At 39.1% G+C, this 13,077-nt stretch carries 12 protein-coding genes; 3 read left to right on the forward strand and 9 right to left on the reverse strand.

Features of this window, described 5'->3' with window-relative positions:
- The 9 genes from AC6F75_RS13640 to rplM all read right to left on the reverse strand — a co-directional run.
- Positions 1–1,666 (reverse strand): efflux RND transporter permease subunit (locus tag AC6F75_RS13640; protein ID WP_500715639.1); only part of this gene is annotated, 1,666 nt, incomplete at its 3' end.
- Between the two features lie 94 nt (positions 1,667–1,760).
- Positions 1,761–3,905 carry a DUF5686 family protein gene (locus tag AC6F75_RS13645; RefSeq protein ID WP_500715640.1) on the reverse strand — a complete coding sequence of 715 codons (2,145 nt, stop codon included), beginning with the start codon at positions 3,903–3,905 and terminating at the stop codon, positions 1,761–1,763.
- Between the two features lie 77 nt (positions 3,906–3,982).
- Positions 3,983–4,537, reverse strand: a complete 555-nt coding sequence (frr, locus tag AC6F75_RS13650; protein ID WP_500715641.1) for a ribosome recycling factor — start codon at positions 4,535–4,537, stop codon at positions 3,983–3,985.
- A gap of 42 nt (positions 4,538–4,579) precedes the next feature.
- The gene (gene pyrH / locus AC6F75_RS13655; RefSeq protein WP_500715642.1) at positions 4,580–5,287 is read right to left on the reverse strand and encodes a UMP kinase; all 708 of its coding nucleotides are present in this window, start codon (positions 5,285–5,287) and stop codon (positions 4,580–4,582) included.
- Positions 5,288–5,537: 250 nt separating this feature from the next.
- On the reverse strand, positions 5,538–6,317 hold the full coding sequence (locus AC6F75_RS13660; protein ID WP_500715643.1) for a hypothetical protein: 780 nt from the start codon (positions 6,315–6,317) through the stop codon (positions 5,538–5,540).
- Between the two features lie 89 nt (positions 6,318–6,406).
- Positions 6,407–7,228 carry a translation elongation factor Ts gene (gene tsf / locus AC6F75_RS13665; RefSeq protein WP_500715644.1) on the reverse strand — a complete coding sequence of 274 codons (822 nt, stop codon included), beginning with the start codon at positions 7,226–7,228 and terminating at the stop codon, positions 6,407–6,409.
- Between the two features lie 125 nt (positions 7,229–7,353).
- Complete coding sequence (gene rpsB, locus AC6F75_RS13670; RefSeq protein WP_500715645.1) at positions 7,354–8,253, reverse strand: 30S ribosomal protein S2; 900 nt, start codon at positions 8,251–8,253, stop codon at positions 7,354–7,356.
- Positions 8,254–8,446: 193 nt separating this feature from the next.
- Complete coding sequence (gene rpsI, locus AC6F75_RS13675) at positions 8,447–8,833, reverse strand: 30S ribosomal protein S9 (protein ID WP_500715646.1); 387 nt, start codon at positions 8,831–8,833, stop codon at positions 8,447–8,449.
- Positions 8,833–9,288: a 50S ribosomal protein L13 gene (rplM, locus tag AC6F75_RS13680; protein ID WP_500715647.1), complete on the reverse strand. Its 456-nt coding sequence runs from the start codon at positions 9,286–9,288 to the stop codon at positions 8,833–8,835. Before rplM ends, rpsI begins: the two co-directional genes overlap by 1 nt.
- A 382-nt stretch (positions 9,289–9,670) precedes the next feature.
- Between rplM and AC6F75_RS13685 the strand changes: the two genes are divergently transcribed.
- From AC6F75_RS13685 to AC6F75_RS13695, 3 genes are all read left to right on the forward strand, one after another.
- The gene (locus AC6F75_RS13685) at positions 9,671–10,186 is read left to right on the forward strand and encodes a hypothetical protein (RefSeq protein WP_500715648.1); all 516 of its coding nucleotides are present in this window, start codon (positions 9,671–9,673) and stop codon (positions 10,184–10,186) included.
- Between the two features lie 594 nt (positions 10,187–10,780).
- Positions 10,781–12,160 (forward strand): tryptophanase, encoded by a 1,380-nt coding sequence (locus AC6F75_RS13690; protein ID WP_500715649.1) that lies wholly within the window; start codon positions 10,781–10,783, stop codon positions 12,158–12,160.
- 12 nt (positions 12,161–12,172) lie between these two features.
- Positions 12,173–13,077 (forward strand): tryptophanase (locus AC6F75_RS13695; RefSeq protein ID WP_500715650.1); only part of this gene is annotated, 905 nt, incomplete at its 3' end.

Here is a 13,077-nt window from a genome sequence, read left to right on the forward strand (position 1 = left end):
TTTCAAGCATGTTGTTTTCCCTGATGCTGTTTCGGGCATAGGGCATGATAAAATTGCGCTCCTGCGAGGTGGGCAGTTCATAAAACTCCGGATTGTTGTTGTAAAAAGCCTGCTTGGCATATTTTACGGTTTCCACCACGGATATAGGCTTGGAATATTCCGGAATTTCCATAATGAAATTCTGCAGCTCATCCATTCGGCGTAAATTGGCAGCTGCCATGACACCTTCGGGTCTTTGGGTATCGATTAAAATTTCAAGGGGCATAATGCCGTCATACTCTTCTTCAAAAAAGCGGATGTCTTTAAAAAACTCGGCATTTCTCGGCATATCGTCAATCACACTTCCGGAAATTTTAATGTTGTAAATCCCCACAATACTCAAGCACAAAAGCACCACAGTAGTAATATAAATGGCAAATCGATGATGACGCACGGTGTTTGTCAACCAGTTGACCAGTTTGCCCACCCAGTTTTTGTTGAGGTGCTTCAAATGTTTGTATTTGGGAATGGGCATGTAGCTGTAAACAATTGGAATGATGAGCAGCGATAACACAAAAACAGCCAGAATACTGAGTGATGCAACGATACCAAACTCAACCAACAATTCGCTTTGAGTAAGCGTAAAAGTTGCAAAACCCGAAGCCGTTGTGGCATTGGTCAGCAATGTGGCATTACCGATTTTGGTAATTACCCGTTGGAGCGATTTGGCCTGATTGCCATGGTTTTTAATTTCGTTCTGGTATTTGTTGATGAGGAAAATACAATTGGCCACACCAATAACAATAATCAACGGTGGAATCAAAGCCGTGAGGACGGTAATTTCATACCCCAGTAAACCCAAAATCCCAAAACACCACATCACACCAATCATCACCGTAACCATAGTGATGAGCGTTGCCCTAACAGACCTGAAAAAGAAAAAGAATATTAGCGAAGTTACCAGCAAGGCGACAGCAATAAAAAGGCTGATTTCGTCAATGATATTTTTGGAGTTCAGGGTACGTATGTAGGGCATTCCCGAAGTGTGTACCTTGATGTTGTGGTCCTTCTCAAAAGCTTCAATCAGCGGGATGAGTTCGTCAAGGATAAAATCTCTTCTGACGCTCGTATTGACGATGTCTTTTTCTAAGGCAATTAGAGTCCTAAAACCTTCTTTGTTGGGGCTGTAGATTAAACCTTCGTAAAAAGGTAACCGGTTAAACAAGCTGTATTCAATATTATCAAAATCGGTTTCTGTAGTTATGTGTTCAGGTAAAAAAGGCACTAAGTCAAACCGAAGTGAATCTTCATTTTTTTGCAATTCCATCAAATTACTGGTGGAAATCACATACTCCACTTCGTCAAATTCCTGAATTTTATCTGAAAGCAGGTTCCACGCCTTGAATTTTTCGGCAGTAAAAATACTGCTGTCTTTAACGCCCATCACGATCAGGTTGCCTTCCTCGCCAAAAGTGTCTAAAAACTCTTCATATTCAAGATTAATGGGGTGGTCATCCGGCAGCAGGTTGGCTTCGGTATTTGAAAAGCGCATGTTTTTCCACTGGGTTGAGAAAAACAAAGTGGCAAGAACAATTAGAACCAGAAAAACAGTCCTGTTTCTAAGAATTAATCGAGCGGTTTTACCCCAGAAAGGGCTTTGTTTTTGTGCTTTAAGGCGCTTGTTCATTTAGATGCTTAAAAATGGCTGCAAAGGTAGAAATCTTTTACAAGTAGTCACTTCCAAAACGAACCTTAAGTCGTTAAGTTTTTGTGAAATTCAGTTAGATTTTCAGGTAAAAAGTAAATTTGAAAGAAACATTGTCTTCAAACTGCGGAAGCTGATAGGCACCATAACGATATGCAAAACTTAAACCAAAACCAAAAATGAGCTGATTAATTTCCAAGCCTGATTCTGAATAGCCTTTTTCAAGTGTATTGAACGAGATGTTTTGATGGTTTTCAAGGTTTGATACCGTTCCAATGGCGTGACGGGTAATCAACACCAATTCGGGTTTAAACCAAGGAGCAATCATAAAAGGCTTTAGCTGATGTTTGATATGAACAGTGGCCAGTTTGTCTGAAAAAAACTCACCAAAATACATGGTTTCAAAACTTTTTATCCCCGCCACGGAAAAACGGTTTAAGATGGTTTCCTTGTTGGGGCTGTTGGGGTAGGCGTGATACATATGTGTAAGCGGAATGTCACCAAAACCCGCATTGCCTTCCAAAACCACTTCGGTATTTGAACGGTTTAGGTGCTTTATATAATAATCTGCCCTGATATCGATTTTTGAAAAATTAAAATTACCCTCTAAAAGTCCTTTAAAACTTTGGGTAAATTGTGCTGAAAACCTGGGGTAGCCGGTATGATACTCTGTGATACCATATGGAGTTTGCATAAATTTCCCGAAAGGAGACCAAAGTAAAGAAACTTTTGCTTTGGTCAGTTGGTAATTAGAAAATAAAGCCCCCTCATCTAAAAACTCATAATTTAAAATCTGACTGATATTGCTGTGAGAAAACTCTACATCTGCGTTGAGTTTCGGACTTATGGTATGTTGTAAGTTTGTTTCCCAGGTTTCGTGTTTGAAAAACTCAATGATATTGACCAATCTGGGCTCAAACAGCGAAAATGTGCGACGGTCTGTAAGGTAACTGTGGCTGCCCATTTCTGTAACATCATCGGTATAAGAAAGGCCCAAAATGGTTCCTGATGCCCGATTGAGGTTGAATGAAGTTGACAACTGATATTTAAAAGCTTCATCTTTAAAGCCCCTGACCAGATAACCACCTAGATTAATATGCGGGGAAAGTCTGTCATTGGTCACACCACCCAGCCCTGAACGAATACCTTCATAGTTGTTGTATTTAATAAGAAACTTTAAATCGAGGTCAAAAAAGCCCAATTCCACATAGCCCATTCCAAAATCTTTTAAGCGTTGTATGCGTTTTTCGATATGCCGGGATGATATGATTTCAGTCACTGAATCAACTATAGTCAACTCCACATCTGTAAGCCCTTTTATTTGATATTCTGAACGGAAATTTTCATCGATTATGTTTTCGGTAATATTGGCTATGACATTAAATTGATTTTTTGTTTGGGATGGTGTTTTATTTAAAACAACATCAAATAAGTTGGTCACAATTGAAAAAGAGGTTATTTGCTCTTCGTTTTCGTCATGCCCAAGTCTTCCTGATTGGATTCTTTTTCCTAAAAGGTTAAATTGTTCGATAGGATTAACAATAATGACTTGAAACTGGGTCTCTTCTGGAAACCAAAGGTTTTCACTTTCGTGAAAACGAAAAAGATGTGTGATTACGGCTTCAATGTTTTGACTGTGTTTTATGACCGCCTTTTGAACGGCAAAGGTTTTTGTGTCGATATGCAACTCACCTTTAAGGTTAGTGCCGTCGCTGGGATTTAATGGTGAAAAATAAATGATATGATAAGGATATTCTGAATTTGTAACGGTTTCCTTAAGCTCAAATCGGTAATGTTTAAGAGCCTTTTTTGATAAAGGACCGCGAAAGCGTTTGCCCAAAATTTCATACTGATTTTCATAGATTGAAAGGGAGTGGAAAGTTTCAGGAAAAAGCGGATAAAATGGCGATTCAAACCCGGCAAGGTTTGAGCCGATGACCGTTTTTTGAAGAAGATGGTTTTGGTCAAACCGAAATTGAGCGGCTTCCTCAAACAAAAAATTGTTTGGCGATGCGATGATTTCAAGCGTTTTTCTATTTTGGGTTTGAACAATGCCCTTGGTGTAGGTTTTGTATTCAAAAGACTCTAAAGCTTCCTCCGGATTGAAGGATGAAATACCGGCAAGGGTTTTTTGAATGATTTCGGATCCATCTGTGTTTACGTTCTGGCCAATAGCCAAAAAGGAAATCAAAAAACATAAGAGGATGACCTTTAGTAGCATAGCATTTAATAAACCTGAACGCGAAGCAAAAGTATAACAAAACAAAGCCCTGAATCCGCTAGTTGTTTTAAGTTTAACTAAACCGTCATGATTTCCTTTTCCTTTACGGCAAAGATTTCATCCACACGGGCAATGTATTTGTCTGTGAGTTTTTGAATATCAGTTTCAACAATTTTCAGCAGGTCTTCAGAAATTTCAAGTTCTTTGGCTTCGCTGTTTGCCATTTTACGGTCGTTTCTAATGCTTATTTTTGCATCTTCAGCTTCAGACTTGGCTACTTTGGCAAGTTCGCGTCTGCGTTCTTCAGTCAAAGGCGGGATGTTGATGATGATGTTATCACCGTTGTTCATAGGGTTAAAACCAAGGTTGGCTTTCAGGATTCCTTTTTCAATTTCAGGAATCATATTTTTTTCCCATGGTTGAATGGAGAGTGTTCTGCCGTCGGGAGTATTAATGTTTGCCACTTGCGAGAGTGGGGTTGGGGTTCCATAATAATCAACCATCACACCGCCCACCATACCGGGGCTTGCTTTTCCGGCCCTAATGTTAAGCAGTTGTTTTTCAAGATATTTGATGGCATTCAACATGGCTTCTTCTGTTGAATCCAGTAAAAATTTTATTTCTTCGGTCATCGCTTTGTCGCTTTAAAAATGGAAATCAAAAATAACACAAATTTATAAATTTACCTTAGTACCAATATTTTCACCGTTCACAATGCGCAGCAGGTTTTCTTTGGTGTTCATATCAAAAACGATAATGGGCAGTTCGTTTTCCTGGCTTAGTGTAAAAGCGGTGGTGTCCATCACTTTCAGGCCTTTGCGCAAAACATCTTCAAAGGTGATAAAGTCAAATTTAATTGCATCTGCGTTTTTTTCGGGGTCTGAAGTATAAATGCCATCCACTCTTGTGCCTTTTAAAATGACATCAGCGTGTATTTCAATGGCGCGTAAAACAGCAGCCGAGTCGGTTGTAAAGTAGGGGTTGCCGGTTCCACCTCCAAAAATCACTACCCTTCCTTTCTCCAAATGGCGGATGGCACGGCGCCTGATAAACGGTTCGGCCACTTCATTCATTTGTATGGCTGATTGCAGTCGGGTTTGCAAACCGGCGTCTTCACAGGCGCCTTGCAGTGCCAATCCGTTGATAACTGTGGCCAGCATTCCCATATGGTCGCCCTGAACGCGATCCATCCCTTTACTGGCTCCTGCAACTCCCCTGAAAATATTACCTCCCCCAATCACGATAGCAACCTGAACGCCTTTATCGACCACGGTTTTGATTTCCTTCGCATATTCCGCCAGACGGTCGGGGTCAATGCCATATTGACGATTTCCCATAAGGGCTTCACCGGAAAGTTTGAGTAAGATTCTTTTGTATTGCATAGTGTTGAAATGAACTTTTGAGTTGAGTTTTCATAAACTGTTGCAAAAGTACATAAATTATTTTTTGAGTTGAGGAACAGATAAAAATTAAAATTTTAATATTCCGAAAATGTAAATACAGTCAACCAAGTGACTGAATTTAGCTAAATAGCGTCAGCATATTGACTGAATTTAGCTAAATAGCGTCAGTTGGCCTATTTAAAAATAGGAAAGAATTTGAGATTTACAGTTCTAATTTGATGTAGAATTACTACTCATCAAATCCCGGCCTTGTAAATTTACTGACATCGGGAAAAGTTTTAAAAATACCTTTCCTGATTTTTTCAAGTAAGAGTAATAGTTCAAGAATTTCATCTTCTTGTTCGGGCAGGGTTCTGTGTAAAACACCCCACGCACCCAGTGATCGTTCAGTGCCAATCAATGCTACTTTTGCAGAGCCATTCACATCGTTTTGAACGGGGTCTTCATAGTCCAAATCCAGTTCACCGTGGCGCAGGGCCCTCATGAGTTTTACGTGTATCTGAAAACTGTACCAGCGAATGATTTCCAGAGCATCCTTTATAGCATCAAATTCTTTAAGCTTTTTTTCGTCAATAAGACCCAGCGAAATGTTTTGGTTCATTCGGTCAGATAAGTTTTTGAGAGTGTCTTCATTTTCATCAAACCATTTTCTTAAGAGGTCTGAATATTCTTTACTTTGAACCGATAAAATATGATTGTCGGCAAATTCTTCCAGAAGTTTTTCTTCTTGTTCAAACTCGGTATCATCTATTGCGTTGAGGTCTATGCCTTTTTCTTCGGCCATCTCCAGGAGCATTTCCATAACCAGTTTAAAATTTTCACTCATCTGCTCAACAAATGCGTCGGGATTAGCATCATTGCTTTTGTCGCGTTGTTCTTCCCGGGCATATACGCTGCATTTTGAAGTAAACTCACAACGTTCACACCAGCGGTCACAATAGTTGTAAATGCCGGGGATAAAGTTGTCCTTGTTTTTATCGTAAAATTCCTGAAATTCTTTTCGGTACATTTTTTTAGATTTTCACCTTAAAGATATTAAAAACAAAAAATCCGTCCCAAAATGGAGACGGATTTTAATATGATCACCTTAAAGGTAAATTATCCCAAAGCTACTCTTTCAAAAGCAACTACTTCTGCGCCGGATTCTGCTTTCACATAAGCACCAACGCTAAGTTTGTTGTCTTTTATATAGTCTTGGTTTACCAAAGTATTGTCTTTAAAGAAACGGTTTAGTTTTCCTTTTGCGATGTTGTCAAGCATGGCCTCAGGCTTACCTTCCTGACGCAACTGGTCTTTAGCGATTTCAATTTCCTTGTCAATGGTTTCCTGGTCTACTCCTGCTTCATTCAAAGCAACGGGATTCATCGCAGCAGCCTGCATAGCTACATTTTTAGCTACTTCAGCGGCATTTTCGCCTGTTTGAGAAAGACCGGTTAAAACAGCAATCTTGTTGCCTGCGTGGATGTAGTATCCCACAAATGGAGCTTCAAGGGTTCTGTAATCCCCAATCTCGATTTTTTCGCCAATAACACCTGTTTGCTCGATTAGTTTTTCAGCAACTGTGATGCCTTTGTAGTCTTTTGCAAGCAATTCCTCTTTTGAAGAAGTACTTAATGCAAGTTCTGCCAAGTCATTTGCCAAAGTAATGAATGATTCATTTTTAGCAACAAAGTCAGTTTCACAGTTCAATGAAACGATAACACCTTTACTGTTGTTGCTGTTTACTTTTGCAATAACTGCTCCCTCGCTCGACTCACGGTCTGCACGGTTTGCTGCTACTTTTTGTCCTTTTTTTCTAAGGACTTCAATTGCTTTGTCAAAATCACCTTCTGCTTCAACCAGTGCTTTTTTGCAATCCATCATACCTGCACCGGTAATTTGTCTTAATTTGTTTACGTCTGCGGCTGTTATGTTTGCCATAGTATTTTGATTTTTACCCCCGCGCAGGCGGGGGTCTCATTAATATTTAGATTATTGTTTTTTGTAAAGAACTTTTTTAGAATGAGATTTCCTCCCGATAGCTATCGGGATTCGCGGAAATTTTTCTATTTCTCTTCGTCGCTTTCAGTTACTTCCTCAACAGTTTCCTTTTTAGACTCAAGCTTCTCCTCTTTTTGGGCCTCTTTCATTGCTTTTTTGTCTTCAACATCAGTAGAAGGCACTTCTACTTCAGGCTCTTCAGTTTTTGCTTTTGGCTCTTTTTTGGCTTTTTTTACCGGCTTTTCATCTTCAGTTTCACCTTCATCTTTATCTGATTTTCTCTCAGAAAGGCCTTCAGTAATTGCTGCGCTTACAAAACCTAAAATCTTTTCAATTGACTTTGAAGCATCGTCGTTTGAAGGAATCGGGAAGTCGATGTCTCTGGGGTCAGAGTTGGTATCGACCATTGCAAAAATTGGAATGTTTAACTTCTGTGCTTCCTTCACGGCGATGTGCTCGCGTAATGTGTCAACAATAAAAAGTGCAGCGGGAAGACGGCTCATATCTGAGATGGAACCTAAGTTCTTCTCGAGCTTTTCTCTTTGACGTGAAACCTGTAGTCGCTCTTTCTTTGAAAGGGTTTCAAAGGTGCCATCCTGCTTCATTCTGTCAATAGAAGCCATTTTTTTAACGGCTTTTCTGATAGTCACAAAGTTGGTAAGCATACCACCGGGCCATCTTTCAGTAATGTAAGGCTGGTTGGCATTTTTTGCATTTTCTGCAACGATGTCTTTAGCTTGTTTTTTGGTTGCTACGAAAAGGATTTTTCGTCCGCTGGCTGCAATTTTCTTCATCGCTTCAGCAGCTTCGTCAAGTTTTGCAGCAGTTTTGTAAAGGTTGATGATATGAATCCCGTTGCGCTCCATATAGATATACGGTGCCATATTGGGGTTCCATTTTCTGGTGAGGTGGCCAAAATGCACACCTGCATCAAGTAATTCTTTTACTTCGATTGTTTTTGCCATTTTTTTAATAGTTTACGTTCTATTGATTTAGCAATGAAAAAGTAGCCGTTTGCACGAGGTCTTTCCCATTTAGATGCTAAACTAATCCTTCTCCGCCTTTGGCGGAAAAATGAACAGCGTTTATAAATAATTTTAGAACTTTTTTATCAAAACAGTTACTGTTTTGACGAGATTCCCAACCATGTTGGGAATATTAACGTTTAGAGAACTGGAATTTCTTACGCGCTTTCTTCTGTCCGAATTTTTTGCGCTCTACCATTCTTGGGTCTCTGGTTAATAAACCTTCAGGTTTTAGGGTTGCACGGTTTTCAGCATCTACTTCACACATTGCTCTTGAAAGTGCAAGACGGATAGCTTCAGCCTGACCTGTAATTCCACCACCAAATACATTTATTCTTATGTCAAAAGTTTCTGCATTGTTGGTCATTGCCAAAGGCTGCATAACTTTGTACTTAAGAGGCTCTGTAGTAAAGTAGTTGTCAAACTCTCTTTTGTTCACGGTGATGTTTCCTTTTCCGGGAGACAAGTACACTCGTGCCACTGCAGTTTTTCTTCTGCCGATTTTGTGAATCACTTCCATTACTTAATTTCGTTTAAGTTAATTGTTCTTGGTTGTTGGGCTTCGTGATCGTGAGATGCACCTGCAAAAACCTTTAAATTTCTAAAAAGCCCTGCACCCAGTTTGTTTTTGGGAAGCATTCCTTTTACCGATTTTTCAATCAATCGCTCCGGGTTTTTAGCGAAAAGTTCTTTAGCAGTCAAACTTCTTTGTCCTCCTGGATAACCTGTGTGGCGGATGTATTCTTTCGAATCCCATTTTTTGCCGGTTAAGTTGATTTTTTCTGCGTTGGTAATAACAACGTTATCACCACAATCAACATGAGGAGTGAAGTTTGGCTTGTGCTTTCCCCTTAAAAGCTTTGCAACTTCTGAAGAAAGACGACCTAAAGTTTGCCCTTCAGCATCAATGTGCAACCACTCCTTAGTAACGGTGGCTTTGTTTGCTGATACTGTTTTGTAACTTAATGTGTCCAAACTAATTTCAATTTAAAAACCTGTCTTACAACAGGCGGGTTAAACATTCCTAATTAATTCTACGTATGAGAATTGGGGTGCAAATGTACAACTATAAATTTGATTTGCAAATGGGGTAAATTGAATTTTTTTTTGAAGTTTATGACAGTAAGTCAAAATGAAAGTTGTTCAGCTTTCTGAAAACACATAAATTGAAAATCCTGACACCGGAACCCTAAAACTCAATAGCGTGTGTTTTTCTTAATTCCATACTGATCCATACTGACTTAAGGAAAACGATAAAGTAACGTTAATCTTTGCTTATATTAAGTTAAACTGCATTGTTTAATTGGGTAAAAGCACTTTGTTTACGTTTAACCTATAAACTAAAAAATAAATTATCATGAAAAAGCTTTTAACTTTAATTCTTGTAGCTGCAATTTTTGTAGGCTGTTCATCAGATGATGATGATGGGGGAGTAGCCATAGAAGGCACGTGGAAAATGACCGCTTTCAAAACCCAGAATGCTTATGACTTGAATGGCGATGGAATAATTTCAAATGACATAATGGGGCAGACAAATTGCTTCCAGAATGAAACATTGATTTTTAATGCCAATGGAACAGGTGCTGATATGTCTACATCTTACCTTGATATTGAGCTTGAACTGGTTGTAGGAACAACCAATGAGTATGAGTATACTATTGAATGTATAAGTGAAAACACCACTACTGCATTTACATGGACTCAAAGTGGTGATACCGTGATTGTAACACAAGGGGGCTCCACTTTAACAGGGACACAAGTTGGAAATGAAATTACTTTCTCCATTCCCAATGGATATCCCATTCCGGTTGAACAAGGAGGCGGAACTGCCACAATCAATGAAGACCTGACAATTGTTTACGAAAAACAATAATCCAGCTTAACATTTTTTGATTTAGGGTTTATGTTAACAATGAAAATCCTTTGTCAAAAACAAGTGTGAAATGCTTCACCCTTCAGATTTTTTAACTCTGAAGTGGTGGAGCTTTTTTTTATTGAACATCTACATTTTTTAAACACCACTTTTTAATCGTTAAAATGATTCTCTTTTTCAATTAAGACGCTGAATGGCAATCTTTATAGGGTGTCATTCCCTTTGTGATCCTCACATTTAGTATGTTGTTAAACTTTTTGAGATAAATAAAGATAAAAACATCTTTTTATTTTGCTGCCATTCTTGTTTTTCATTACATTTGATGTATGCTTATTTATCCTGCCAGACTCAATAAAACTTGAGCAGGATTAAATACTGTTTAGCCCGTAATCAATGAAAACAACTGTATGATACAAGAACATACATACTATATGCTTTCCAGAATAAAAGCTCCTTCATGCCTTCGCAACATCAAGCGAAGGGATGTATTTTAATTTTCATTTCCTACACATTTTTTATTGCTATCGAGGGTATTTATCAATATTCCGGTAATTGGCATCCTAGAGTTAATTATCTACTTTTTATCTAAAACAAATGAAACATAAAACTATAATAGAACCTTTCCGCATAAAGTCAGTTGAGCCACTGTATGTCACTACCGAAGAAGAACGGGAAGAGCTTCTCAAAAAAGCACATTACAACACTTTTTTGTTACAATCTGAACATGTAATCATCGATTTTCTAACTGATAGTGGAACCTCTGCCATGAGCGCCGAACAATGGGCGGGCATCATGCGGGGTGATGAGTCCTATGCGGGATCAAAATCTTGGGAACGCATGGAAAAAGCCATCAAAGACCTCACCGGTATGGATTATATATTGCCCACCCATCAGGGCAGGGCAGCAGAACGTATAATCTATGGTCACCTGGGCGGACAAGGAAAAACATTCATAAGCAATACCCATTTTGACACAACGAGGGCAAATATCGAATTTTCAGGAGCTGAAGCACTCGATATTGCCATTGATGAATCCAATGACCCTTCCTTGATCCATCCTTTTAAAGGAAATATCAATACCCAAAGATTAGAGGATTTGATTCTTGAAAAAGGAGTAGAAAATATTGGTGCGGTAATATTGACCGTTACTAACAATTCCGGTGGTGGGCAACCGGTTAGCATGCAAAATACCCGGGAGGTAAGTGAAATTTGCAAAAAGCACAATGTCTTGTTGTTCCTGGACTGCTGCAGGGTTGCTGAAAATGCATACTTTATCAAACACCGTGAAGATGGGTTTGAAGACTATACTTATGAGGAAATTGCCCGCGAAATGTTTTCGCTGACTGATGGCGCAGTGATGAGTGCAAAAAAAGATGCCCTGGTCAATATGGGCGGCTTTTTGGCTCTTCGGAATAAAAAAATTGCCCAAGCTTGTACAAACTTGTTGATTATCACTGAAGGCTTCACAACTTATGGTGGTTTGTCAGGCAGAGATATGGAAGCAATAGCCATTGGGTTAAAGGAAATTTTTGACCCGGCATATTTGAGGTATAGGATAAAAAGCACAGCATATCTGGGTGAACATTTGCACAAAATGGGAGTGCCTGTTATGATGCCCATTGGAGGGCATGCTGTTTATGTCGATGCCAAGAAATTGTACAGCCATATTCCTGTTGACCAATATCCCGGCCAGGCACTGGCTTGTGAACTTTATCTAAAAGGCGGAATCAGGACAGTGGAGATTGGCTCGGTAATGTTCGGGAAATATGATGAAAACGGAAAATTGGTTCCTGCACCAATGGAATTGGTCCGGCTGGCAATCCCAAGAAGGGTTTATACCCAAAGTCATATTGAATATGTGATTGAGACATTCCAGGAAATTTTGGATACTAAAGAAAAGGTCAAGGGCTATAAAATTGTTGAAGAAGCCAAGCTCCTTCGTCATTTTACCGCTCATTTCGAAAAAATAAATTAAAACATTAAAAAGATGGAAAGAATTAAAAATCGTTCATGGGCAGAGCCCTATAAAATAAAAATGGTAGAACCACTTTTTATGAACACAAGGGAGCAACGGGAAAAATTCCTTATTGAGGCAGGGTATAATACGTTTTTGTTAAAATCAAAAGATGTGTATATCGATTTGCTAACAGATAGTGGTACTTCAGCTATGAGTGACCGGCAATGGGCCGGTATCATGATGGGTGACGAAGCTTATGCCGGAAGTGAGAACTTTTATCATTTGGAGGAAACCATTCAAAAATACTATGGTTATAAACATATTATTCCAACCCATCAGGGACGTGCAGCTGAGCATTTAATATCCCAGATACTCATAAAAAAAGGGGATTTCCTACCGGGGAATATGTATTTCACCACCACACGACTTCATCAGGAATTGGCCGGTGGGACATTTGTTGATGTCATTGTGGATGAAGCCCACGATGCCACAAGCGAATTTAAGTTCAAGGGAAATATAAACCTGGAAAAACTGGAAAACCTCATCAAAGAAAAAGGGGCTGATAAAATCCCGTATGTGTGTATGGCCACAACCGTTAATATGGCAGGCGGTCAACCCATTTCCATGGAAAATTTAAAAGAATTAAGAAAATTGACTTCCAAGTATGGAATAAAAATAGTCCATGATATGACCCGTGTTGCTGAAAATGCATATATGATTCAGCAACTTGAGGAAGGTTATGCCAATAAAACCTGTGCTGAGATTGTTAGGGAAATATGTGACCTTACAGATGCAGCTACTATGAGCGCCAAGAAAGATGCTTTGGTAAACATAGGCGGATTTTTAGCTGTTAATGATTATGATGTTTTTGAGGAAGCCAGAAATATGGTGGTCATTTATGAAGGCCTACATACTTATGGTGGTATGGCCGGAAG

The sequence above is a fragment of the Planktosalinus sp. genome (genome assembly GCF_059864935.1).